Below are 22,716 nucleotides of genomic sequence, written 5' to 3'. Positions count from 1 at the left end.
ACGCGATCACCAGGAGCAGACAGCAGCGCATCGGCGGGCCGCGGCGCGGCGATGCTGGATCCGAGCGGGGCGCTTTATGGTCGCGAGGTCAGGACGACGCCCGAGCGGGGTGAAGACGTCGACGGGATCGCCGGGCCGGGGGGCGGCCCGGCGATGCGCGGACCGCATCGCGGTCGTATCGCGCAAGCCGAGCCCGTATGACGGCCGCCTCACTGCTCCTCCATCGCCATCAGCGATGCGTTGCCGCCGGCGGCGGTCGTGTCGGTGGACACCACCCGCTCCTCGACGAAGCGCTGCAGGTAGAGCGGCCCGCCCGCCTTCGGTCCCGTCCCCGACATACCGCGTCCGCCGAAGGGCTGGCTGCCGACGATGGCCCCGATCTGGTTGCGGTTGACGTAGACATTGCCCGCGCCGATCCGGGCGGTGACCCGGGCGATGGTCGCGTCAATCCGCGAATGCAGCCCAAAGGTCAGGCCGTAGCCCGTCGCGTCGATCTCGTCCAACACGGCGTCGAGCTTGCCCGCCGCGTAGCGCTTGACGTGCAGGACAGGACCGAAGACCTCGCGGTCGAGGGTCTCGCCCATGCCCAGCTCGATGATTGTCGGCTGCATGTAGAGGCCGTCCGGCACGTCGCCCTGCCAGCGCGGCGCGTGGCCCGCGACATGCGCCTCGAGGCGGGCCAGCGCGTCGGCGTCGATGACCGGCCCGATATCGGTCGCGGGGTCCATCGGGTCGCCCGCGCGCAGCGTCGCGGCGGCCCCCTCGATCATCTCGAGCATCCGGTCGGCCACGTCGGATTGCAGGTAGAGAATCCGGCAGGCCGAGCAGCGTTGCCCGGCCGAGCGGAAGGCCGACATGACCACATCGTCGGCCACCTGTTCGGGCAGCGCCGTGGCGTCGGCGATCATGGCGTTGATGCCGCCCGTCTCGGCGATCAGCGGGACGATGGGTCCGTCCTTTTCGGCCAGCGCGCGGTTGATCGCCTTGGCCGTCGCAGTCGAGCCGGTGAAGGCCACGCCGGCCACGCGCGGGTCGGCCACGAGGTCGCGGCCCAGATCGGTGCCGCCGGGGGCGAGGATCAGCACGTCCTCGGGGATGCCGGCCTCGTGGAGGAGGCGCACGGCCTGTGCCGCGATCCGGGGCGTCTGGGGCGCGGGCTTGGCGACGACCGCATTGCCCGCGGCCAGCGCGGCGGCCGTCTGACCGAGGAAGATCGCCAGCGGGAAGTTCCAGGGCGCGATCGTCAGGAACACGCTGCGGCCGCGCACGGACCACGCGTTCCGTTCGCCCGTGGGGCCGGGCAGGATGCGGGGTTGGTAAAGCGCCTCGGCCTCGTCGGCGTAGTAGCGCAGGAAGTCGACCGCCTCTCGGATCTCGGCGATGCCATCGTCGAGCGTCTTGCCCGCCTCGCGCGACAGCGTCGCCATCAGGCCCGCACGGTTCGCTTCGAGCGCGTCGGCGGCGCGGCGGAGTGCGGCGCTGCGGTCGGCCGCGGGCGTGTCGCGCCAAGCGGGGAAGGCGGCGGTGGCGCGGGCGAAGGCGGCGTCGGCGGTGATTGCCTTCGGCGCGGGCACCGAGGGTGCGGCGTGCATCTCGGCCATCAGCACGTCGAGCGCCGCCCGGTCGCCCCATTCGATCCCGATCGAGTTGGCGCGCGGTGCGAAGATCGCCGCGGGGCGCGGGATGTTCGGATGACGCGGCTGGGTCTTCAGGTCGCTCGGCTGCGCCAGCACTTCGGCCACTGGCACCGCCTTGTCGGCGGCCTGCGCCACGAAGGAGGTCGAGGCCCCGTTCTCCAGGAGACGGCGGACGAGATAGGCGAGCAGGTCGCGATGCCCGCCCACGGGCGCGTAGATCCGGCACGGGACACCGCTGATGGAGGCGGTCGCGTCGTGCAGCGCCTCGCCCATGCCGTGCAGGCGCTGGAACTCGTAGCCGCGCGCCTCGCCCGCCATGCGGATGACATGCGCGATGCTGAGCGCGTTGTGCGTCGCGAATTGCGGGTAAAGATGAGGGCGCAGATCCAGCATCGCCTGTGCGCAGGCGAGGTAGTTGAGGTCGGTCAGCGCCTTGCGGGTGAAAACCGGGTAGTCGTCATGCCCCTCGACCTGGGCGTGCTTGACCTCGGTGTCCCAGTAGGCGCCCTTGACCAGCCGGACCATCATCGTCTGGTCATGGCGTTTCGCAAGCGCCCCGATCCGTTCGATCACCGGCAGCGCGCGCTTGCCGTAGGCCTGAATGGCGAGGCCGAAGCCTTGCCAGTCGCGCAGCCGGTCGTCGGCGAAGGCCGCTTCGATGACATCGAGCGACAGCTCCAGCCGGTCCTGCTCCTCGGCATCGACGGTGAAGTTGAGGTCGAAGGACTTCGCCTTTGCGGCGAGGTCGACCAGCACGGGGACGAGTTCGGCCAGCACGGCGTCGCGGTTACGGGGCGTGTAATGCGGATGCAGGGCCGAGAGCTTGACCGAGATGCCGGGACGGTTCGGCAACGCGTGGTTGCCCGCGCGCCGCCCGATCACGTCGATCGCGTCGGCATAGGACTTGGCGTAGCGGCGGGCGTCGGCCCAGGTCCGCGCGCCTTCGCCCAGCATGTCGTACGAATAGAGCCCGCCCTTCGCCTCGCGCTTGGCGGCGCGGTCGATGGCGTCCTCGATGGTCTCGCCCAGCACGAACTGGTGGCCCATGAAGCGCATTGCCTGCCGGACGCCCTGCCGGACGGCCGGGCCACCGATCCGCCGGGTCATCTGGGTCAGCACGCCGGGCACGGTATCGCCGGGCCGCAGGAGCCGGTTCGACAGGCCCATGCCCCAGGTCGCCGCCGAGACGAGCCACGCCTCGGACGCGCCGTGACCGTCCCAGTCGCCCGCCCCGATCTTGTCGGCGATCAGGCGGTCCTGCGTTTCGCTGTCGGGCACGCGGAGTAGGGCCTCGGCCATCGCCATCAACGCAAGACCCTCGCGGGTCGAGAGATCGTAGTCGCGCAGGAAGTCCTCGAGGCCCCCGATCCGCGTCTGCGCGCCGCGGACCTTGGCGATCAGACCCTCGGCCATCTTGCGGGTTGCGGGCGGGACATCCGCGAAGGGCAGAAGGCCGGGCAGCAGCGTCTCGTCGGCGGGGGCGTAGGCAAGGGACATGGGGCGTGACTCCGGTTCCGGTGTGATCCGCATATACCGGAGCCGGGACCGGGGCGTCTCACCAAACTGGGCCTTGGCGCAGCGCGGAGAGAGATGATATTCGCAGTCCAGAACGAGAATGCCGAGGAATTCGCAGCCATGTCGCAGATCGACCGAACCGATCGCCGGATCATCGCGGCTTTGCAGCGGGATGGTCGGATGGCGGTCACCGCGCTCTCGGAGGCGGTCGGCCTTTCGGCCAATGCGGTGGCCGAGCGGATGCGCCGGTTGCAGCGGGACGGCGTGATTACCGGCTACCGCGCGATCCTGTCGCCGCGCGCGCTGGGCCTTGGGCTGACAGCTTTCTGCGAGATCAAGCTGGACCGGACGAGCGCCGACATCTTCGAGGAATTCGCCGCCGCCGTGCGGGACGTCGAGGCAGTCGAGGAATGCCACATGGTCGCGGGCGGGTTCGACTATCTTCTCAAGACGCGCCACGCGGATATGGACGCGTATCGAGCGTTCCTGTCGGATGCGCTCCTGGCGTTGCCTGGCGTGCGCGAGACGCGGACCTACCCGGTGATGGAAAGCGTGGTCGAGCGGGGCGGGGCGGTGGTCGCCTAGCCGTCGTCGTCGCCGGCCATCGTGTCGGAGGTGACGTAGCCCAGCCGGATGTCGCGCGCGACGGCCTCGGGGTCGCGCTCGGCGGGCGGGCCATAGCCGCCGCCGCCGGGAAAGCGGAGCGTCACGCGCGTGCCTTCGGCCAAGGGCTGGCGTCCCTTGCCGGCCAGCGCCGTGCCGTCCTGCGTCAGGATCTCGGTCGGTGCGCCGTCCCCGCCGCCCGCACGCCCCCGCGCCGGATGCTGCAGCCGGTCGAACATCGCCGAGAGGTCGAAGCGGTGGCCGGGCCGCGCCTCGATCTCCATGACCTGTCCCAGCCCGCCGCGCATCCGGCCCGCACCTCCGGAATCGGGCCGCAACTCCTTGCGCCAGAAGATCACGGGACCGGCCTGCTCGACCGCCTCGACGGGCATGGTCATGACGCCGGATGGAAAGGCCGTCGCGTTCAGACCATCGAGCCCCGGCCGCGCGCCGCCGCCGCCCGAGTTGAATGACAGGATCTCGGCCCGCCGCCCGTTCGGGCCGGTGGGCACGACGGACATCATGAAGTTGCAGAGCGCTCCCGCGCCTTCGGCTGGGACGGTGCCCGGCAGGAGCTGGTCCAAGGCGCCGAACACCGCGTCGGGGATCATGTGACCGATGACGTGCCGCAAGGCCACCGGCGCGGGCGGCGGCGCGTTGACGATGCTGCCCTCGGGTGCGGTGGTGCGGAAGGGTGCCAGCGAGCCCGTGTTGTTGGGAATGTCCGGCGCGATCGCGACCTTGAGCGCGTAGCAGGCATAGGCCTTGGTATAGACCAGCGGCACGTTGATGCCCTTGGGGTCGAGCCCGCTGGTGCCGTGGAAATCGCAGCCGACCGTGACGTCGTCGATCGTGACGGCGACCGCGAGGTCGACCGGCGCGGTGAACCCGTCGATCCGCATCTCGGCGCGGGCCGATCCGTCCGGCAACGCTGAGATGGCGGCCTCGGTCGCGGTACGGGAGCGGTCGATGATGAAATCCGCCACCCCCGACAGATCCGATATGTCGAACTCGTCCAGCATGTCGGTCAGGCGACGGCGTCCGATCTCGTTGCAGGTAGCCAGCGCGTGGACATCGCCCACGAGCTGCTCGGGTTCGCGCGAATTGGCGGCGAGGATGCGGACCAGCGTCTCCTCGACCACCCCGGCGCGGGCGAAGTGGCAGATCGGAAGATAGAGCCCCTCCTCGAAGACGGAGTTGCCGTCAGCCCCGAAGCCCCGTCCGCCGATATCGGTGACGTGGGCGGTGCAGGCGAAGAAGCCGACATGGGTGCCGTGGTGAAAGACGGGTGTGACGACGGTGATGTCGTGGAGATGCCCAGTGCCCTTCCAGGGATCGTTGGTCAGGTAGACGTCGCCTTCGATCATCTCGGGGATCGCGTCGATGAAATGCGGCACCGCATCGGCCATCGCGTTGACGTGGCCGGGCGTGCCCGTGACCGCCTGCGCCAGCATCCGGCCGCCCGCGTCGTAGACGCCCGCCGACAGGTCCCCCGCCTCGCGGACGGAGGTCGAGAAGGCGGTGCGGATCAGGGCCTGTGCCTGCTCCTCCACGATGGAGATAAGGCGTGTCCACATGACCTGGTGAGCGATCTCGGTCATGGCGCCTCCGGGACGTGAAGGTCCAGCGTGCCATCGCCGAGGACGCGGAGATGACGGCTCGCCGGGACGACGACGGTGGTCTCGCGCTCGGTGACGAGCACGGGGCCGGCGGCGGACATGCCGGGGCTGACGTCCGACCGCGCCAGAAGTCCGGCCGAGACGGTGGTGCCGCTGGCCGGATCGAACAGGTCGCGATGGGCCGAAGCATTGGCCGGTCCCGCATCGGCCACGCCCTGGACGGGGTCCGAGGCCGGCGCGGGGTGGAACGCGGTGACGGACCAGACGGTGATCTCGGGCGTCATGCCGGACACGGTCCGCCCGAAGAGCGTCTCGTAGGCCGCCTCGAACCGGGCCGCGACGGTGGCGGCCGATAGGCCGTCGTCGAGGTCGACGGGGATCTCCCAGCCTTGCCCGCGATAACGCATGTGAACCTTGACCGATCGCCGCAGCGCCCCTTCGGGCGCGCAGGTCCGCACGAAGGTCTCGGCTTCCTCGGCCAGAAGGTCGATCAGGCGACGGGCAGTGTCCTCGCCATAAGCGTCGAGCGACATGAAGACCGTGCGCGTCGCCTCGAACGAGACCGGCGCGTGCAGGAACCCGATGGCCGAGCCGACGCCCGCCCCGACCGGCACGAGACAGCGGCCGATCCCCAGCTTCTCGCACAGCCGCGCCGCGTGGAGGGGCGCCGCGCCGCCGAAGGCGATCATCGTGTAGCCCGACAGGACCTCGCCATTTTCGACCGCATGGACGCGGGCGGCATTGGCCATGGTCTCGTCGACGATCTCGGCGGTGGCGTGGGCCGCGTCGAGGGCGGTCATCTCCAGCCGTTCGAGCGCGGCCACGCTGGCTGCGGTGTCGAGAACGAAGGCGCCGCCCGCGAAGTTCTCGGGGTCGAGCTTGCCCAGCACGAGGTCCGCATCCGTGACCGCTGGCCGGTCCCCGCCGCGCCCGTAGCAGGCCGGGCCCGGCTCGGACCCGGCGCTTTCCGGGCCAACCCGGACCTGCCCCATCGCGTCCCGCCACGCGAGCGATCCGCCGCCCGCCCCGATCTCGACCATGTCGATCACCGGGATCGAGATCGGCATACCCGATCCCTTGGCAAAGCGCGCGCTGCGCGCGACCTCGAACACCCGCGCCGTCTTGGGCGTGGCGTCGCGGATGAGGCAGATCTTCGCCGTCGTGCCGCCCATGTCGAAGGAGAGCACCCGGTCGAGCCCGTGCCGCCGCGCCAGATCGGCGGCAAACACGGCGCCCCCGGCAGGCCCGGATTCGACCAGCCGGACCGGGAACTCGGCCGCGTCGCCCAGCGACATCAGCCCGCCCCCGGAATGGATCATGAAGATCGGCGCGGTCACGCCCCGCGCCGCCATCGCCCCGCCCAGACGGTCGAGATACGATTTCATGAGCGGCTTGATATAGGCGTTGGCGACAGTCGTATTGAAGCGCTCGTACTCGCGCATCTGCGGGCTGACTTCGGACGAGATCGAGATCGCGGCCTCGGGGAATGCGTCCGCGATGGCATCGCGCAGCATCCGTTCGTGCGCGGGGTTCGCATAGGCGTGGATCAGGGCGATCGCGACGCTGTCGAAGGGGGCGGCATCGCGCAGGGCGGCGCATGTCTCTGCGATGGCGGCCTCGTTCAGCGCCACCAGCGGGGCGCCATCAGCATCCATCCGCTCCCGGACGGTCAGCCGCCGGTCGCGCGGCAGGAGCGGTTCCGGCAGGACGATGTTCAGGTCGTATTGCTCGAACCGGCTCTCGGTCCGCATCTCGATCACGTCGCGAAAGCCCTCGGTCGTCACGAGCACGGTATTTGCGCCCCGCCGCTCGATCAGGGCATTCGTCGCCAGCGTCGTTCCATGTAAAACCTGCTCGATCGCCGCAGGCGCGATACCGGCCTTCGCGCAGACCGTCTCCATCCCGTCAAGGATGGCCCGCTCGGGTGCGTCGTAGGTCGTCAGGACCTTGGTCGAATGCAGCGCGCCGCCATGCGCCAGCACCACATCGGTGAAGGTGCCGCCGATATCGGCGCTGAGGCGGGTGCGCGTGCTCATGCCCCGCTTGTCCATCGGACGCGGGAGGCGTGCAAGCGCTGTGACGGTCGTCGCAAGTCGTCCCGATTTGGATCGAATGCGAGACGAAGGTCTCAGAATTGCCCCGGTTTCATTAAGGGCCCGTTAGCGGGGCGGCGGCTAGCAAGATCGGGCCCAGAACGGCGAAACGGCGCGGTCCGGACGGATCGCATCCAGGGACAGAATGTTCGATCCGCCCACATCCCGTGGGCCTTCTGCCCGCGAAGCGGGCGCACCTCAAAGGAACTGAAATGTCCAGCATTCTGACCAATAACGGCGCGATGGTCGCCCTCCAGACCCTGCAATCCGTCAACAAGAACCTGACGATGACACAGGCCGAGATCTCGACCGGCAAGTCGGTGGCTTCGGCCAAGGACAACGCCGCCGTCTGGGCGATCTCGAAGGTCATGGAATCCGACGTCCAGGGCTTCAAGGCCGTGTCGGCCAGCCTCGCGCTGGGCGAATCCACTGTCGCCGTCGCCCGCAACGCGTCCGAGACGGTGACCGACCTCCTGACGTCGATGAAGGACAAGATCGTCGGCGCGCAGGGCGAGAACGTCGATCGCGGCAAGCTGGATCAGGAGGTTCAGGCGATCATCGGCCAGATCAAGTCTGTCGTCGGCGCCGCGCAGTTCAACGGCCTCAACCTGGTGAATGGCGACACCGACGGCTTCAATGCCGACGGCAATACCGGTGTCGATATCCTGTCGTCGCTCGACCGGTCGTCCAGCGGCGTGGCGATCTCCAATATCGGCGTGGACGCCAACAACCTATCGACGACAGCGGGCGATGCGCTCACCGCGGCGGCGGCGGATGCGACCGTTCTGACCGAGAACGGGGGCGCCGATGACGACGTCGTCGTGACGCTCGGCGCGGCGTTCCTGACCGCCGCGGGTGCGGCCGACGGAACCGTCGCGCTCAAGCGCAGCGATGCGGGTGTGGTCGACACGAACCTGGCCGGTGTCGTCGAAGGCGACGTGATGCGGCTGAAGATCGGCGATGTCGAGGGCAGCTATGTCGTTCGCGCGGGCGACGATCAGTCGGCAATCTTCGCGGGCCTGAAGAACGGTCTGCTTGAAGCAGGTATCAACGATACCGACTTCACGCTGACGCTCGCGGCGGCCAACCTGACCGTCACGAACGAGACCAGCGCCGCCGGCATCGGCGTCACGATCACGCAGGAGCGGGGGACCGGTGGTCTGGCCCAGCTCGAGACGATGGACGTCTCCACCGAATCCGGTGCCGCCACCGCGCTGAGCCAGATCGAAGGCATGATCCAGACCTCGATCGACGCCGCCGCCTCCTTCGGTTCGGTCCAGTCGCGGATCGAGACGCAGTCGGACTTCATCGGCAAGCTGAGCGACTCGCTGAAATCCGGCATCGGCAGCCTGGTGGATGCGAACATGGAGGAGGCCTCGGCCCGCCTGCAGGCCCTGCAGGTGCAGCAGCAGCTGGCGATCCAGTCGCTCTCGATCGCCAACCAGGCGCCGCAGTCGATCCTGTCGCTCTTCCGCTGACGAACGGCCGTCGCCGTCCCGATCCTTCGGGGCGGCGAACTCCTCCGATGACCGGCGCTTCGCGTCGCATGGCCGCCGCTCCGCGGCCCTCGCAGAAAGTGAGATCAACCGATGGGCTATCCCCAGACGGCGAACATGGCCTACGCGACGCTGGCCACCGAATTGACCGACCCCGGACGGGCGGAGGCACTGGTCTTCGCGCGCGTCACGCGCCACCTGAGAAGTGCTTTCGACGCCGACCCGACCACCGCCGGCCCGGCCCGCGCCCGCGCGCTCCACGACAATCGCCGGCTCTGGCGGGCCGCAGCATCGGCCTGCGCGGACGACACCAACGCCCTGCCGGAGGATCTTCGTGCCGCGCTGCTTGGCCTCGCGGGCTACGTGGATCGCACGACCACCGCGCTCCTGCGTGGCGAAGGCAGCGTGTCCCCCCTGATCGAGATCAACCAACGGATGGCCAACGGCCTGACCGCGGGGGCCCTGTGACATGGCGGGCCTGATGCTCAAGCTGCCGAGCGGCGACCGGATCGTCGTCAACGGGGCGGTGATCGAGAATGCGGGTCGCGGCGCGCGCCTCCGCCTTCTGACGCCGGATACCCAGCTTCTGCGCCTGCGCGACGCCGTCGATCCCGCGCGGGCCGTGACGCCCGTCGCGCGGCTCGCCAACCTCGTGCAGATCATGCTCGTCGGGGAGTGTGATATCGAACAGACGCGGACTGATGCGTTGCGCGCCTTGGTCCCCCTGCGCCATGCCTTCGTCGAGCCGGGGGATCGCGCGTTGATCGACCGAATCTCGACGCATCTGTTGCAGGGGCAGGACTATCAGGCGCTCCGTCGCCTCGGTGACCTCAAGAACCGGGAGGCGCAGATCCTGGCGGCGACCGCGGCGTGACGTTTCAGCCGGCGGTCATCGGGAACGGCCTCGCAGGTTGGCGCGCGCTCCAGCAGTCGATGCCGCGCCAGCGCGAGATCCATGACCAGTCGCCCGGCATCGCGCGCGACCTCGACTACTTTCGCGCGCGGATCGGCGACGTCCAGTCGGCGGAGGAGCTGGTCTCGGATTACCGATTGCTGCGCGTGGCCCTCGGCGCGTTCGGCCTGTCGGACGAGATCGGCAGCCGCGCCCTGATCCGCCGGGTGTTGGGCGAGGGCACGATCCAGGAAGATGCGCTGGCCAACAAGCTGACCGACCGGCGGTATCGCACCATGGCCCGAGCCTTCGGCTTTGGTGATTTCCCCACGCCGAACTCGCAGCTTGCGGGCTTTCCGGACAGGATCGAGGCCCTCTATCGCGAGCGGACGTTCGAGGTGGCGGTCGGCGACGTGGCGCCCGATATGCGTCTTGCCCTGAATGCGTCGCGCGAGCTGGCCGATCTTGCCGGCGGCGGGGGATCGTCCCGGACGAAATGGTTCACGTTGATGGGCACGCCTCCGCTCCGCGAGGTGATGGAGGTGGCTCTCGGGCTCCCGGCCTCGATCGGAACGCTGCCGATCGACCGTCAGGTCACCGAGTTCACCGACCGCGCCGAGGCGATCTTCGGGACATCCAGCCTGTCCCGCCTCGGGGCCGAACCGCTACTCGCCGAGGTTCTGGACCGCTTCACCACTCTGGCTGGTCTCTCGACCGACGCCGCCCAAGTCACGTCTCCCGCGCTCGTGCTGCTGCGCGGCTTCTGACCGCACCATTGCAGGAATACCCATGAGGATGGCGGATGAACCGCATCGGCATCGCCGACCAAACTCGCCTCTATGACGCTCGCGGTGAATTGGAGGGGACTTTAGGCGGAGCAATGCTGGCAAGGCCCCCACGGGGCGAATCAGCCCCCGTCCGCCAGCGTCAGGCCCAGCGTGCCGGCCAAGTTTCGAAATGCGTCCTGCGTGTCCGTCGATCCGTCCGTGGAGAACAGCTCGTTCAGTCGCGGAACGATGGCGATCGCGCGGTCGATCTCGGGGTCGGAGCCCTTCTCGTAAAGGCCTGAGCTGACCATCAGCGCCGTCCGGTCCTGCACGGCCAGCACCCGCCGGACTTCGGCGATGATGGCGTTCTCGGACGGGCTGGCCGCGCCGGGCAAGCTCCGCGAGACGGACCGCAGGATGTCCACGGCGGGAAATCGCCCGGCTTCCGCGATGTCGCGCGAAAGGACGACATGGCCGTCGAGCTGGCCCCTGAGAATATCTGCGATCGGCTCGTCCATGTCCGATCCCGCGACGAGCACGGAGAGGACGGCCGTGATATCACCCTGTCCGGCGATGCCCGGCCCCGCGCGTTCGCAGAGCGCGGCCAGAAATGACGTCAGGCTGGCGGGAAAGCCGCGCAGGCTGGCCGGCTCACCCGCCGCAACGGCGACCTCGCGATGGGCTTCGGCGAGGCGCGTGACGCTGTCGCAGAGGTAGAGAACGTGATGCCCATCATCGCGAAACCGCTCGGCCACGGCCATTGCCGTCACGGCGCAGCGGCGACGCAGGCCTGCCGACATGTCCGAGGTCGCGGCGACAACCACGGTCCGCGCCATCCCTTCCGGACCGAGCACGCGACGCACGAAGTCCGCAACCTCTCGCCCGCGCTCACCGACGAGCGCCAGAACGCAGACATCCGCATCCATCCCGCGCGCGAGCTGACCGAGGATGGTCGATTTACCCACGCCGGACCCGGAGAAGAGACCGACCCGCTGGCCGCGCGCGATGGGTAACATCGTATCGAGCACGGTGAATCCCGTGGTCAATCGGTCCCCCATGCCGCGGCGATCGGTGGCCGATGGCGGTCGCGCCAAGAGGCCGATCGGCTTGCCGCTGCTGAGGGGGCGGCCGTCGAGCGGGCGCCCGACCGAGTCGATCACCCGGCCCAACCACTGCCGCGTTGGCGCGATCGAGGGGCGCCCGCCCGCGCGGACCGCGTGCCCAATGCCCAGTCCGTCGACCCGCCCCAGCGGCGTGGCCCACAGCGTGCCTTCGGCGATTCGCACGACCTCGGCGCGGTCAGTCGCACCGGCCCCGCCGTCGAACAGAAGCTCGTCCCCCAGCCCGACGCGGTCCGACAGACCTTCGATCTCGAGGCCGGTCGGCTCGATCCGCCGCACGCGGCCGACATCATGGGTCGGACGGATGCCAGGCAAGCGCGCCCGCAGGGTCGCGAAGGGGTCGGGTGTGGTGAGTTGCTGGTCCATGCAACGGTTTCTAAAGGAATCTCCCTTAAGGCTTCGTTTCACGGATGACGGAGGATGAACCCCGTGAACGAAATGCCGAGTATCATGCGACTGGCCGCCGATGCCGCCCGCCACGCGGCCACGCGGCAGGCCACGCTTTCGGTGAATGTCGCGAATGCCGACACGCCCGGGTTCCGGGCGCGTGACGTGGTGGTCTTCGCGCCGGATGCGGGCGACATGCCACTTCGCCGGACGCGCCCGGCCCATCTGGGGGATGGCCCGACCGGCATCCATAGCTTCGAGACGACGGATGTTCCCGCCGACCCCAACGGCAACAGCGTCGATCTGGAGGATCAGATCCTGCGCGGCATCGATGCCGGGCGGGCGCATGACCGGGCGGTCACCGTTTACCGGACGGCGCTCGACATCATGCGCGCGTCGCTCGGGCGGAGGTAGGCGAGATGGCCGAATTCTCAGATGCTCTCAGGGTCTTGTCTTCGGGAATGCGCAGCCAGGGCCAGCGCCTGCGCCATATCTCCGAGAACGTGGCGAACGCGGACACCCCCGGCTATCGCCGCAAGGTCATCGACTTCGTCGAAATGGTGCAGGACGGTCGCCGCTCGGGGATGGTAGCGCCTGGTGACGTCAGGCTCGACCGGACGGAGCCGCGACGGGTCCACGATCCGTCCCACCCAATGGCGGGCGAGGACGGGTTCTACGACGGCTCGAACGTCGAGATCGTGACCGAGCTTGCCGATGCCCGTGAGGCGCAGCGCAGCTACGAGGCCAACCTCAAGATGTTCGAGCAGGTCCGACGCATGTCGACCAGCCTCATGGACATCCTCAAGCGATAATGCCCCGAACATAGCGAGATGGAGGCCCAGAATGGACCTGAACGCGACCCTCACAGGTCTGGCCGTGACCGGCCGGACCGACCCCGGACCGACCCCAGGCGCCGCGGCGGCGCAGCGCGCAGTCGAAGGCTTCGCCGACGCCCTTCGCGCGGCCGAGGCGCAGGCCGAAGCGGCCATGACGACCGGTGCAGACCCCCATATGCTCGTGACCGCGATGGCCGAGAGCAAGCTGGCCGTGGACACCGTGGTCACGATCCGCGACCGGGTGGTCGAGGCGTATCAGGAAATCCTCCGGATGCCGGTCTGACCATGTCGGAGCTTCTGTTCTTCGACACGCTCCGCCAGGGGCTCTGGATCTCGGTCTTGATCTCGGCGCCGCTGCTCGGCGTGGCGCTGGTGGTCGGGTTGGCGATCGGCCTCTTCCAAGCACTGACCTCGGTGCAGGAGATGACGCTGACCTTCGTGCCGAAGATGGCGGCGATCCTCGGCGTCTTCTGGGTCTCGATGAGCTTCATGAGCCTGACGCTCGGCCGGTATTTCCACGACACGCTCCTGCCAATCATCGAGGGCTTCTGATGGCCGATGGCATCTATACGACGCTAGGCCGCCAGGTCGGGCTGCTCCGCGAGATGGATGTCATCGCGCAGAACATCGCGAACGCCGCCACGACGGGGTTCCGGGCCGAGGGCCTGGTGTTCTCCGAGCATGTCACGAAGGCCCCGGACGGGGGGCCGTCCGTGTCCTTCGCGCTGGCCGACGGACGCCATGTCCGCCGCGAGCAGGGCGCGCTGGAAGGCACGGGCGGGGCACTGGACCTCGCCATCGAGGGGGATGGCTATTTCCTCGTCGATGTCGGGGGCACGCCGCACCTCACCCGCGCGGGCGCGTTCGTCGCGGCCGCCGATGGCGGCATCGTCACGCCCGAGGGGCACCCGGTCCTCGATGCGGGCGGCGCGCCGGTCTTCGTGCCGCCGGGGACATCGGACATCCATGTCGGCCGCGACGGCACGCTCTCTGCCGACGGCGCGCCCTTGGCGCAGATCGGCGTGGTACGCCCCGACGCCCCCGACGCGATGCGGCGTGGCGCCGGCACGACCTTTGTCGCGGACGGCTATGTCGCGGTCGAGGCGCCGTCGATCCAGCAGGGCTTTCTCGAGGCATCCAACGTCTCGCCGGTGATGCAGATCGCCCGGATGATCGCGGTGCAGAACGCCTACGAAATGGGACAGGGATTCATGGATCGCGAGGATCAGCGCATGCGCTCGATCATGCGGCTGATGGACAGATGAGGAGACGAACATGCGTGCATTGAGTATCGCCGCCACGGGCATGAGCGCCCAGCAGATGCGTGTCGAGGTCATCTCGAACAACCTCGCGAACATGAACACCACGGGCTACAACGCCCGTCGCGCCGAGTTCGCGGATCTGCAGTACCAGCAGATCACGCGCGCCGGAGCGATCTCGGCGTCGACCGGGGCGGTTGTGCCGACCGGCGTCCAACTGGGCCTCGGCGTCCGCGCGGCGTCCGTCAGCATGGAGGTGGCGCAAGGCGGGCTGGGGGCCACGGGCGGCGATCTGGACGTCGCGATCGAGGGGCGCGGCTATCTCGAGGTCACGCTGCCCTCCGGCGCCTCGGCCTATACGCGCGACGGTGCGCTCAAGCGGACGGGCGAAGGACAGCTTGTGACGTCGGACGGCCACCCGGTGGTGCCGGACGTGACAATCCCCGACGACACCCGCTCGATCACGATCAATCCCGAGGGCGAGATCTATGCCCACTTCATCGACCGGGTCGAACCCGAGAATCTCGGGCAGCTCAGCCTCGTGAACTTCGCCAACGAGAAGGGTCTCGAGGCGCTGGGATCGAACCTCTATGCCGAGACGGGCGCATCGGGCGCACCGCTCGTGGGCTTTCCGGGCGAGGACGGGCTCGGGTTCTTCCGGCAGGGCTATCTCGAGGACAGTTCGGTCGATGCCGTGCGCGAGATCACCGACCTGATCGAAGCGCAGCGCGGCTACGAGATGAACGCCAAGGTCATCACCGCCGCCGACCAGATGCTCGGCGCGACGACGCAGATCCGATGAAGACGCGCGCCGGCCTCCTCGCCGCGATCTTGGCACTCGGCCTGCCCGCGGCGATGGCCGCCGCGCAGACGGTCATGGTCATCAAGCCGATCCGGGCGGGCACGCCGATCGAGGCGGCCGACCTCGCCTTCGGCGACGGGACGAGCGCCGAAGGCTTCAGCGATCCGCGCGACATCGTCGGGCTCGAGGCGCGCGTGAACCTCTATCCCGGTCGGCCGATCCGGATCCGCGATGTCGGCGCCCCGACCGTCATCGCGCGCAACACCTTGGTCGTGCTCGTCTTCCGGCGAAGCGGCCTGACCATCACATCCGAAGGTCGGGCGCTGGGCCGCGCCGGTGAGGGCGAGCCGGTCCGGGTGATGAACCTGTCATCCCGCACGACCGTCACGGGCGTCGCCTCGGCCGACGGCACCGTCGCCATCAACTGAACGCCAGGAGCGTCCGCCATGTATCGAACAATCGGTCTTCTCACGCTCGTCCTTCTGGCCGGCTGCGCGCGGATCGGCGCCATCGGGCAGGCCCCCGAGCTGACGCCACCGTCCGATGGCCGGGAGCATGTGGCGATGGCCGCGCTGGCGCCCGCGGTGACCGTACCGCCCACCGTGCTGGAGCGCGCCTCGCTCTGGACGGCAGGGCCGAAATCGCTGCTCGGAGACCGGCGCGCCGGGCAACGGGGTGACATCATGACGGTCGTGGTCGAGATCGACGAGCAGGCCGAGTTCGACAACACCTCGAACCGCTCACGCAGTGGCTCGGAACGTTTGGCAATCCCCGAGTTCTTCGGCCTGCCACAGAGCATCGACCCGCGTCTCCCCGCGGGCGCGACGCTGGGTTCGGCGGTCGAGACCAACTCCCAGAGCCGGTCGTCCGGCGGCGGCGGCGTGCGGCGCAACGAGCGGTTGACGCTCCGCATCGCCGCGACCGTCGTCGATGTCATGGCGAGCGGCGCCCTCCGGATCGAGGGGCGGCAAGAGGTTCGGGTCAATTTCGAACTGCGCGAGATGCTTGTGACCGGCTTCGTGCGACCAGAGGATATCACGCGCCAGAACGAGATCACGTATGACAAGATCGCGGCGGCGCGAATTTCCTATGGCGGGCGCGGACAGATCACCGATGTCCAGCAGCCGCGCTATGGCCAGCAGCTCGCCGATATCGTGCTGCCGTTCTGATGATGGGCAAACTCCTCCCGTTGGTCGTGATGCTCGTGGCGCTGGCCGGCGGGGCAGCGGCCGGTTTCGTTCTGCGCCCAGACAATGACGGGGCAGAGGCGGCGGCCCCGATCCGGTCGCCCGTTCCGCAGGACGAGCGTGTGGTGACGCTGCGCGACAACTTCATCGTGCCCGTCCTGCGCGACGGACGTGTGTGGGGGCATGTCGTGCTGACCCTCGGGGTCGAGGCCGTGCATGTCAGCCGCGACACGATCCTGCTGCAGGAGCCGGTGCTGCGCGACGGCCTGACCGAGGCATTGTTCCGCTATGGCAGCCTCGGCGGATTCGATGGCGATTTCACCGATGCCATCGCGCTCAATCGGCTGCGGACGCGGCTGAACGAAGTGGTGAACCAGCGACTGGGTGATGACCAGGCCCGCATCCTCCTGATCTCAATGGCGCGCCAAGACGGCTGAGCCGCGTCAGTCCGGCGCGGCGCGCCTTGGACGGATCGGAAGCCGTTCTGCCACGCCGACGCGAGCAACGTTCTTTGCGTGATCCTCTCGAAACGGCTGGGCGCGGGCCTGGAGGCGCGCGATCTCGGTCATCAGCCGCGCCAGTTCCTGCTGGCGCCAGCGATGCCAGCGATCCTGCATGATGGCCTCGTCGATGCTGTCCGGCGGCGCGGTGGCGACCCGTGCCAGGGCGCCCCGACGGTCCTCCAGCACGTTGATCTGGGCTTGGATCCCTGCCAGACGCGCGGCGGTCTTCGTGCGCCGAAGCCGGGCCAGTTCTGTCAGCGCGGCGAGTTCCTTGGCCTTCATCGGCGTGCCCTTTCTGTCAGCTCGCGGGCAAAGCGGATCGCGGTCGCGACGGCGGCAAAGTGGGCGCGGTCGATCGGGGCCCCGATCTCGACACCGGCATGAAGCGCGCGCGCTGTCGGCGGATCGCTGAAGATCGGGATATCGGCCTCGCCCGCGACCTCACGGATACGGGCCGCCACGAGGTCGACCCCCTTGGCCACGCAGATGGGCGGCGACGGGTCGAGCGGCGACCACTTCAACGCGACCGCGTAATGCGTCGGATTGACGATGACGACCGTCGCCTCGGGGATGTCGCGCAACATGCGGTTCGTCGCGATCTCCTGGGCGCGTTGGCGCCGCCTGGCGCGCAGATGCGGATCGCCTTCGGATTGCCTCGTTTCGTCGAGCACCTCTTGTCGGGTCATGCGGTTCTTGACGAGATGGCTGTGCCGCTGCCAGCCGTAGTCGACGGCCGCGATGCTGCTTGAGACGAGGACGACCGCGAGGCCGAAATCGAAGAGGATGTCGCCCAGGGCGTGGCCGAGGAAGCGCGGCTCGAGCGCGGCTGCGGCTACGATCCGATCGGCCTCACCCAACAGGAACCAGGCCATCAGGCCTCCATAAGCGGCCATCTTGACGGCGGACTTCAGGAATTCGAACAGGCCGCTCGGGCCGAATTTGTTCTTCGCGTTCGCCAGGATCGAGACGCGTTGCAGCTTCGGCGCGAGCTTCGACGGCGCGACCACGATCGCCTGTTGAGCCAGCAATCCGACCACCACCAGTAGCGCGGCCGGCGCGATCAGGAAGCCGGTCAACGTCATCGCTTCGGCGAAGATGCGCCCGCCCGCGACGTCGCCGCCGCCGGTCGTCGCCTCGGCGATCAGGTCCGCATTCTGGATGAGCGCGCCGCCGAGATCGGTCAGGCGGTTCGAAATCGCGGGCGCCGCGAACGCGAGGCAGAGCAGCATCCCGGCATAGGATGCCGCGACGGCGACATCCTGCGACTTGACCAACTCGCCCTTCTTGCGCGCCTCTAGGAGCTTTTGCGGTGTCGCCTCATGGCTGCGATCGGCGCCGTCCTCCTGGCTCATGGCACGCCGCCCGTGACCGGGTCGGCCAAGGTCGCGATCATCGCGGCTTTCCAGACCGCCAGCAGAAGCGGTGCCGACAGCAGCAGGAGCACGCCGCTGGCCCCGGTGATCGCGGGCGCGCCGACGAGGGCGACCATCAGCTGCGGCATGGCGCGATTGATGACGCCCATGGCCGCGTTGTAGATCAGCGCGGCGAGTGCGAAGGGCGCGGCCATGGCGATTGCGAGTGCGAAGGCCTGAGCCACCCGCGCCGCGCCCCAACGGGCCGCGTCGCTGCCGTCGAGATGGCCCCCGAGCGGCAGGATGTCATAGCTGCGGATCATCATTTCGACGACCATCAGGGGAAGGCCGCTGGCCATGATCAGGCAGAGCCCCGCAAGGTTCAGAACGTTGCCGATCGCCGAGGACGGCTCGACCGTGCCGAAGAGCTGAGCGAGCGACGTCAATTGCGCGGCCATCACGCCGGCCATCGAAAGGGCCTGCGCCACGAAGCGCAGCACGGCCCCGAGCGCGAGCCCGGTGACCGTTTCGGCGACGATCAGACCGGGTCCGATCTCGGCTTGAAGCTCGACGGCCGGGGCCACCGCCGCCGTCAGGGCGAAGGCCGTGACGAGGCGGATCCGGGCCGGGATCAGGCGGTCGCCCAGCCCCGGCAGGACGAGCATCAGGGCGCCGATCCGCAGAAACACTGCGAAGGAGGCCATCGCGATGGGCCTGGCCGCATCGTGCAGCGCGAGGAGCGCTTCGATCACGCCGCGACCGACCCGAGGATTGCGGGCGTCGCGCGGGCCCCGATCTCCTCGTAGGAGATCACGGGGTTCGTCAGCCCGCGCGCCGACAGGACGGTGTGGACGAACCGGCGCCGCCGCGCCGATGTCACGACGGCCGCATGGTGACCCGACTCGGCCACGCCCGCGATCGCTTCGGCCAGCCCTTGTGCCAGCTTCTGGAATTCTGGGCCGGGCAGCGCGATCTCGCGGCTGATACCGGGTCCATCGATCTGATGGCGGGAAAAGGTCTCTTCCCAAGCCGGTGCGAGCTGGATCAGGGGAAGGCTGCCATCGTCGCGGCGCAGCTCGGCCGTGATTTGTTCGGCCAGCCGCTGCCGGACATGCTCGGTCAGGTCCTCGACCGACGGCGGACCGTCGCGCCGCTCCGCCAGCGCCTCGAGGATCACGGGCAGGTTGCGGACCGAGATTCGCTCGGCCAGCAGCATCCGCAGGACGGCGAGCAGCGTTTCCGGCGTCACCTTCGACGGGATCAGGTCGTCGAGCATGCGGCGGTTGGCCTCGGAGCGTTCGGCGGATGATACGCGGGCGAAGGCGTCGAGCAGGGATTGCAGTCCACGAAGCCCGAGCAATTGCGGAAAATTGCTCTTGATCACTTCGAGAAGATGCGTGGCGAGCACCTCTCCGGGCGTCACCAGCGTCTCGCCGAGCAGGGTCTCGGCCTTGCCTTTTGGAATCCACCGCGCGGGGGCGCCATAGACCGGTTCCTTGACCGCGCGGCCGGGCATCTGCGCCGGCGTTCCAGACCCCAGTAACAGAAGGATGTGATCGCGCTCCAGCCGATCGCGCGCCATCTCGACCCCCTGGATCCGGATGACATAGGTCCCCGACGGAAGCCCCTGGTCGTCGGTCAACCGGATCTCCGGCAGGATGATTCCGAACTTTTCGGCGATGTGATTGCGCAGGCCAGACATCCGGCTTTCAAGCCCGTTCGATGGGTCCAGCGCCAGATCCACGAGGTCGGTCGCGAATTCGACCCGTATGTCGTCGAGCGAGAGGACGTCGCCCATCTCGCGGCGCGGCTCGGGGGTTTCGAGATCCTCCGGCACGTCGTCGACGCGGGAAATCATGCGTTGCCGCCAGAAGGCAGCTCCGCCCAGCGTCGCGGCCCCGAGGAAGAACGGAACGAAGGGCATGCCCGGAACGAAGGCGAAGACCGCCATGATGACGGCCACGGTACCCAGCGCCGCGGGGTGGCGCCCGATCTGGGCGACGATCTCGACATCTACGGTGCCGGTGCCGCCCCCGCGCGCCAGAAGGAGGCCGGACGCGATGGAAATGATGACCGCAGGGATCTGGTTCACCAAGCCGTCTCCGACCGTCAGGATCGCGTAGGTCTCGACGGCCTCCCCGAACGGCATGCCATGGGCCAGCATGCCCGCCGAGAGACCGACCACCAAGTTGAGGATCGTGATCAGAAGCCCGGCGACCGCATCGCCCTTCACGAATTTCGACGCCCCGTCGAGCGAGCCGAAGAATGTCGTTTCGGCCAGTTCGACCTCGCGGCGACGCTTGGCTTCCTCGTGGTCGATCGCGCCGGCCGACATGTCGCTGTCGATGGCGAGCTGCTTGCCGGGCATGCCGTCGAGCGCGAACCGCGCGCCGACCTCGGCCATCCGCGTAGCACCCTTGGTGATGACCATGAAATTCACGATCAGGAGGACGCCGAACACCACCAGCCCGAGCGCGATGGAGCCGCCCATCACGAAGCTCGCAAAGCCTTCGATCACGTGTCCGGCCGCGTCGGTCCCGGTATGCCCCTCGCCGATGATGAGTTTCGTCGAGGATACATTCAGCGACAGGCGCAGCATCAGAGATGCCAGCAGGATCGTCGGAAAGGCCGAAAAGTCGAGGGGCCGCTGAATGAACAGGGTCGTCGTGAAGATCAGGATGGCGAGCGCGAAGCTGACCGAGAGCCCGGCATCAAGTACCCAAGACGGCATCGGCAGGATCATCATCAGTATGACGGACATCAGCGCGACGGCCATCAGCACGGTGGGTTGGAAAATCGCTCGCATCCGGTCCGATCCTGGGAGGGTCCCCGGATCCATAACGAAAGAAGGTTAATCCACCGTAATCGCGGCTGGGGGTTCGGCGGCAAGCTCGGCGATCACCGTGCGAAGCCGCGAACTCCGCTCCGAGACAGATCGGGCGTGGGCAAGATCACCATCGACGTCGCTGATGACTGCGTTCCGCTCGACGACGAGGCGCGCCAGTTCGGATCTTGCTCCGCCGCCCGGGTCCGCCGCCAGCGGCACGAACCTGCGTTGGATCCAGGCGTCGGACCCGACCCGTTCGCCCGCGTCGATCGCTCGTGGCTGCGAGTCTCGGGCGTCCCGACGTGCAACACGACGGTCGAAGTCGTCGAGACCCTGACGAACGTAGGCGTCCGAAAGCGCGTGGGTTGCCGGATGCTCGGGCGTGATCTTCTTTCGAAGGCGCGCACCGAGATCCAGAAGCGCCCCGTCATCGAGCAGGGGAACGGCGAGCGCGAGAAGCTCATCCGCCGTTATGGCAGAGCTGTCCAGAAGCCGCACTGCATCCGCCACGCGGTCGTCCCGCAGGAGTGCGTCGGCGACGGCGCGGTCGAATTCCCGTGTCGCCGCGCCCGCAGGGAGCGAAATCCTGAGGGCCAGTGCGTTCTCCATCTGCGCTGCGGACACGGTCATGCCCGCGTTCGCAGCATTGTCGAACGTCGTGATGATCGATCTCATCGCCGCATAGCCGGTCCCGGCATCTACCTCGGATCCCGATCCCGCCAGGGTGGCGCCGGGCCGGCCCGCGGGAAGGGCGACCAAAAGCTCGTCTTGGTAGGCGTCGGCCAGAATGCGGGTCACGCGCGGCGCCAGATCGGCCCATCGCGTCGGCGGCAGGCCCGCAATGAAAAGCGCCAGCCCATCTGCATCCGCCACCGCGCGTTCGGGATCGTCCGTGCCCGACAGGAGCACGACGAGCATCGACGCGGGCCCGCAGCGTGACAGGGCGTCCGAGATCGCAATGGGGAGGTCGTCCAGCGCGCTCGCGGCCATACGGATCGCGGGCTCGTCCTCCTCCGAGATGTCGAGGATTTGAAGCGCTTCCTGGCCCATGCCCATCGCCGCATGCGCGCGCGCCAGGTCATGCAGGCGCTCAGTCGCATATGCCCCCTTGGCATCGAGCAGCGTGCGCCGAGCCCGCGAAAACGCGGTCCAAGATGCTTCGGGATCCGCATTCAGGATGTCCGCGAGCCGGTCCTCGACTTCGCAGGCGTCCTTCTCCGGCGGCGGTTCGGGCAGGTCGGGCGCCGGAAAGACCGCGGGGCGAGAGCTCGATCGTACGACGAATTGCGGGGTGGAGGCAGGTGCGAGGACCTGCAGTTGATCGTTTTGGGGTCCTCGGTTGGCGCGGGAGGACGGGACCCGCGGTCCGGCCATGAGAAGGTCCGACAGGGGCGAATGGACCCGAACGGGCCGCTCGGTCGGCCTGCGGAAGGACAGCGTCGTTGTTGCGGCCATCACGAAGGACTGGCCCGGCCCGGGTTGCGATCCGACATCGGTGCGGTCGACGATATCCAGGGCGATGTGGCCGCTGGGGACGTGGCTGATCCGGATGTCGCAACGACAGGCCACGCCGAGCCGGAGCGCCTGATCATCGGCCGTCGCCATCTGAAGGCGGGTTTTCGGTATACGGTCAAAGATCGCACCGCCGTCGAGGGTACCGTCGAGGCCCTGAAACCCCACCGTGACGTTGCCGGGCGCGACACCATCCACTGTCCACGTCGCATCACTCGGCGCGGCGAAGGCCAGCCGAGAAAACGCGGCATGCTCTCCGCTCCGGACAATGATCTGCGCCGAGACCGCCGAGGCGAACAACATCGCAA

The 22,716-nt window shown here is 68.6% G+C and carries 23 protein-coding genes; 14 read left to right on the top strand and 9 right to left on the bottom strand.

The window, feature by feature from the left end:
- Positions 1-209: 209 nt before the first annotated feature.
- Positions 210-3,134 carry an L-glutamate gamma-semialdehyde dehydrogenase gene (locus Q0833_RS15735; protein ID WP_298437132.1) on the bottom strand — a complete coding sequence of 975 codons (2,925 nt, stop codon included), beginning with the start codon at positions 3,132-3,134 and terminating at the stop codon, positions 210-212.
- Positions 3,135-3,272: 138 nt separating this feature from the next.
- Here Q0833_RS15735 and Q0833_RS15730 point away from each other — a divergent pair, with 138 nt between their 5' ends.
- Positions 3,273-3,737, top strand: a complete 465-nt coding sequence (locus tag Q0833_RS15730; protein ID WP_367274990.1) for an Lrp/AsnC ligand binding domain-containing protein — start codon at positions 3,273-3,275, stop codon at positions 3,735-3,737.
- On the opposite strand, the gene Q0833_RS15725 is transcribed toward Q0833_RS15730, so the two are convergent.
- Together Q0833_RS15725 and Q0833_RS15720 are read right to left on the bottom strand one after the other, a co-directional pair.
- Positions 3,734-5,356, bottom strand: a complete 1,623-nt coding sequence (locus Q0833_RS15725; protein ID WP_298437126.1) for a hydantoinase B/oxoprolinase family protein — start codon at positions 5,354-5,356, stop codon at positions 3,734-3,736. The genes Q0833_RS15730 and Q0833_RS15725 overlap by 4 nt on opposite strands.
- Positions 5,353-7,410: a hydantoinase/oxoprolinase family protein gene (locus Q0833_RS15720; protein ID WP_298437123.1), complete on the bottom strand. Its 2,058-nt coding sequence runs from the start codon at positions 7,408-7,410 to the stop codon at positions 5,353-5,355. The genes Q0833_RS15725 and Q0833_RS15720 overlap by 4 nt, the downstream gene beginning before the upstream one ends.
- A 269-nt stretch (positions 7,411-7,679) precedes the next feature.
- On the opposite strand from Q0833_RS15720, the gene Q0833_RS15715 reads away from it, so the two are divergent.
- The 4 genes from Q0833_RS15715 to Q0833_RS15700 all read left to right on the top strand — a co-directional run bounded on the left by Q0833_RS15715 (position 7,680) and on the right by Q0833_RS15700 (position 10,622).
- A complete protein-coding gene (locus tag Q0833_RS15715; RefSeq protein WP_298437120.1) occupies positions 7,680-8,945 on the top strand; it encodes a flagellin in 1,266 nt (421 codons plus the stop codon).
- Positions 8,946-9,056: 111 nt separating this feature from the next.
- Positions 9,057-9,431 (top strand): flagellar biosynthesis regulator FlaF, encoded by a 375-nt coding sequence (locus tag Q0833_RS15710; RefSeq protein ID WP_298437116.1) that lies wholly within the window; start codon positions 9,057-9,059, stop codon positions 9,429-9,431.
- A 1-nt stretch (position 9,432) separates the two neighbouring features.
- Positions 9,433-9,837, top strand: coding sequence for a flagellar biosynthesis repressor FlbT (locus Q0833_RS15705; protein WP_298437113.1), 405 nt, complete (start codon positions 9,433-9,435; stop codon positions 9,835-9,837).
- The gene (locus Q0833_RS15700; RefSeq protein WP_298437110.1) at positions 9,834-10,622 is read left to right on the top strand and encodes a DUF1217 domain-containing protein; all 789 of its coding nucleotides are present in this window, start codon (positions 9,834-9,836) and stop codon (positions 10,620-10,622) included. The genes Q0833_RS15705 and Q0833_RS15700 overlap by 4 nt, the downstream gene beginning before the upstream one ends.
- 140 nt (positions 10,623-10,762) lie before the next feature.
- On the opposite strand, the gene Q0833_RS15695 is transcribed toward Q0833_RS15700, so the two are convergent.
- Positions 10,763-12,109, bottom strand: coding sequence for a FliI/YscN family ATPase (locus Q0833_RS15695; RefSeq protein ID WP_298437108.1), 1,347 nt, complete (start codon positions 12,107-12,109; stop codon positions 10,763-10,765).
- A gap of 54 nt (positions 12,110-12,163) precedes the next feature.
- Between Q0833_RS15695 and Q0833_RS15690 the strand changes: the two genes are divergently transcribed.
- The 9 genes from Q0833_RS15690 to Q0833_RS15650 are packed head-to-tail and all read left to right on the top strand — an operon-like array spanning position 12,164 to position 16,651.
- The gene (locus Q0833_RS15690) at positions 12,164-12,544 is read left to right on the top strand and encodes a flagellar basal body protein (protein WP_298437104.1); all 381 of its coding nucleotides are present in this window, start codon (positions 12,164-12,166) and stop codon (positions 12,542-12,544) included.
- A gap of 5 nt (positions 12,545-12,549) precedes the next feature.
- A complete protein-coding gene (gene flgC / locus Q0833_RS15685) occupies positions 12,550-12,942 on the top strand; it encodes a flagellar basal body rod protein FlgC (RefSeq protein ID WP_298437101.1) in 393 nt (130 codons plus the stop codon).
- Positions 12,943-12,973: 31 nt separating this feature from the next.
- Positions 12,974-13,249, top strand: coding sequence for a flagellar hook-basal body complex protein FliE (gene fliE, locus Q0833_RS15680; protein ID WP_298437098.1), 276 nt, complete (start codon positions 12,974-12,976; stop codon positions 13,247-13,249).
- Between the two features lie 2 nt (positions 13,250-13,251).
- Entirely contained in the window at positions 13,252-13,518 is a 267-nt protein-coding gene (locus Q0833_RS15675; RefSeq protein ID WP_298437095.1) for a flagellar biosynthetic protein FliQ, read from the top strand.
- Positions 13,518-14,231 carry a flagellar hook-basal body complex protein gene (locus Q0833_RS15670; protein ID WP_298437092.1) on the top strand — a complete coding sequence of 238 codons (714 nt, stop codon included), beginning with the start codon at positions 13,518-13,520 and terminating at the stop codon, positions 14,229-14,231. Before Q0833_RS15675 ends, Q0833_RS15670 begins: the two co-directional genes overlap by 1 nt.
- Before the next feature lie 10 nt (positions 14,232-14,241).
- A complete protein-coding gene (gene flgG, locus Q0833_RS15665) occupies positions 14,242-15,027 on the top strand; it encodes a flagellar basal-body rod protein FlgG (protein WP_298437089.1) in 786 nt (261 codons plus the stop codon).
- Positions 15,024-15,455 carry a flagellar basal body P-ring formation chaperone FlgA gene (gene flgA, locus Q0833_RS15660; RefSeq protein ID WP_298437087.1) on the top strand — a complete coding sequence of 144 codons (432 nt, stop codon included), beginning with the start codon at positions 15,024-15,026 and terminating at the stop codon, positions 15,453-15,455. The genes flgG and flgA overlap by 4 nt, the downstream gene beginning before the upstream one ends.
- Before the next feature lie 18 nt (positions 15,456-15,473).
- A complete protein-coding gene (gene flgH / locus Q0833_RS15655; protein ID WP_298437084.1) occupies positions 15,474-16,196 on the top strand; it encodes a flagellar basal body L-ring protein FlgH in 723 nt (240 codons plus the stop codon).
- Positions 16,196-16,651, top strand: coding sequence for a hypothetical protein (locus Q0833_RS15650; RefSeq protein WP_298437081.1), 456 nt, complete (start codon positions 16,196-16,198; stop codon positions 16,649-16,651). Before flgH ends, Q0833_RS15650 begins: the two co-directional genes overlap by 1 nt.
- Positions 16,652-16,657: 6 nt before the next feature.
- Here Q0833_RS15650 and Q0833_RS15645 read toward each other — a convergent pair whose 3' ends face one another.
- From Q0833_RS15645 to Q0833_RS15625, 5 genes are read right to left on the bottom strand one after another with little or no spacing between them, the layout of a single operon-like run.
- Positions 16,658-16,999 (bottom strand): hypothetical protein, encoded by a 342-nt coding sequence (locus Q0833_RS15645; protein ID WP_298437078.1) that lies wholly within the window; start codon positions 16,997-16,999, stop codon positions 16,658-16,660.
- On the bottom strand, positions 16,996-18,069 hold the full coding sequence (locus Q0833_RS15640) for a flagellar biosynthesis protein FlhB (protein ID WP_298437076.1): 1,074 nt from the start codon (positions 18,067-18,069) through the stop codon (positions 16,996-16,998). The genes Q0833_RS15645 and Q0833_RS15640 overlap by 4 nt, the downstream gene beginning before the upstream one ends.
- Positions 18,066-18,821, bottom strand: a complete 756-nt coding sequence (locus Q0833_RS15635; protein ID WP_298437073.1) for a flagellar biosynthetic protein FliR — start codon at positions 18,819-18,821, stop codon at positions 18,066-18,068. The genes Q0833_RS15640 and Q0833_RS15635 overlap by 4 nt, the downstream gene beginning before the upstream one ends.
- Positions 18,818-20,875, bottom strand: coding sequence for a flagellar biosynthesis protein FlhA (locus Q0833_RS15630; RefSeq protein WP_298437070.1), 2,058 nt, complete (start codon positions 20,873-20,875; stop codon positions 18,818-18,820). Before Q0833_RS15630 ends, Q0833_RS15635 begins: the two co-directional genes overlap by 4 nt.
- A 45-nt stretch (positions 20,876-20,920) precedes the next feature.
- A complete protein-coding gene (locus Q0833_RS15625; RefSeq protein ID WP_298437067.1) occupies positions 20,921-22,711 on the bottom strand; it encodes a hypothetical protein in 1,791 nt (596 codons plus the stop codon).
- Between the last annotated feature and the right edge of the window lie 5 nt (positions 22,712-22,716).

It is taken from the genome of uncultured Jannaschia sp. (assembly GCF_947503795.1).
GTDB lineage: Bacteria > Pseudomonadota > Alphaproteobacteria > Rhodobacterales > Rhodobacteraceae > Jannaschia.
The sequence above is the reverse complement of the archived record's forward strand: the minus strand, read 5'-3'. Positions and strand labels throughout refer to the sequence as shown.

Bases quoted from the DNA above. Each gene is read 5' to 3' on its own strand.
- Q0833_RS15730 (WP_367274990.1), top strand. From the start codon at position 3,273: ATGTCGCAGATCGACCGAACCGATCGCCGGATCATCGCGGCTTTGCAG.
- Q0833_RS15695 (WP_298437108.1), bottom strand. From the start codon at position 12,109: ATGGACCAGCAACTCACCACACCCGACCCCTTCGCGACCCTGCGGGCG.
- Q0833_RS15705 (WP_298437113.1), top strand. From the start codon at position 9,433: ATGGCGGGCCTGATGCTCAAGCTGCCGAGCGGCGACCGGATCGTCGTC.
- Q0833_RS15640 (WP_298437076.1), bottom strand. From the start codon at position 18,069: ATGAGCCAGGAGGACGGCGCCGATCGCAGCCATGAGGCGACACCGCAA.
- Q0833_RS15670 (WP_298437092.1), top strand. From the start codon at position 13,518: ATGGCCGATGGCATCTATACGACGCTAGGCCGCCAGGTCGGGCTGCTC.
- flgG (WP_298437089.1), top strand. From the start codon at position 14,242: ATGCGTGCATTGAGTATCGCCGCCACGGGCATGAGCGCCCAGCAGATG.
- Q0833_RS15725 (WP_298437126.1), bottom strand. From the start codon at position 5,356: ATGACCGAGATCGCTCACCAGGTCATGTGGACACGCCTTATCTCCATC.
- fliE (WP_298437098.1), top strand. From the start codon at position 12,974: ATGGACCTGAACGCGACCCTCACAGGTCTGGCCGTGACCGGCCGGACC.
- Q0833_RS15675 (WP_298437095.1), top strand. From the start codon at position 13,252: ATGTCGGAGCTTCTGTTCTTCGACACGCTCCGCCAGGGGCTCTGGATC.
- Q0833_RS15720 (WP_298437123.1), bottom strand. From the start codon at position 7,410: ATGAGCACGCGCACCCGCCTCAGCGCCGATATCGGCGGCACCTTCACC.
- Q0833_RS15650 (WP_298437081.1), top strand. From the start codon at position 16,196: ATGATGGGCAAACTCCTCCCGTTGGTCGTGATGCTCGTGGCGCTGGCC.
- Q0833_RS15645 (WP_298437078.1), bottom strand. From the start codon at position 16,999: ATGAAGGCCAAGGAACTCGCCGCGCTGACAGAACTGGCCCGGCTTCGG.
- flgA (WP_298437087.1), top strand. From the start codon at position 15,024: ATGAAGACGCGCGCCGGCCTCCTCGCCGCGATCTTGGCACTCGGCCTG.
- Q0833_RS15715 (WP_298437120.1), top strand. From the start codon at position 7,680: ATGTCCAGCATTCTGACCAATAACGGCGCGATGGTCGCCCTCCAGACC.
- Q0833_RS15630 (WP_298437070.1), bottom strand. From the start codon at position 20,875: ATGCGAGCGATTTTCCAACCCACCGTGCTGATGGCCGTCGCGCTGATG.
- Q0833_RS15625 (WP_298437067.1), bottom strand. From the start codon at position 22,711: ATGTTGTTCGCCTCGGCGGTCTCGGCGCAGATCATTGTCCGGAGCGGA.
- Q0833_RS15710 (WP_298437116.1), top strand. From the start codon at position 9,057: ATGGGCTATCCCCAGACGGCGAACATGGCCTACGCGACGCTGGCCACC.
- Q0833_RS15690 (WP_298437104.1), top strand. From the start codon at position 12,164: ATGAACCCCGTGAACGAAATGCCGAGTATCATGCGACTGGCCGCCGAT.
- flgH (WP_298437084.1), top strand. From the start codon at position 15,474: ATGTATCGAACAATCGGTCTTCTCACGCTCGTCCTTCTGGCCGGCTGC.
- flgC (WP_298437101.1), top strand. From the start codon at position 12,550: ATGGCCGAATTCTCAGATGCTCTCAGGGTCTTGTCTTCGGGAATGCGC.
- Q0833_RS15735 (WP_298437132.1), bottom strand. From the start codon at position 3,134: ATGTCCCTTGCCTACGCCCCCGCCGACGAGACGCTGCTGCCCGGCCTT.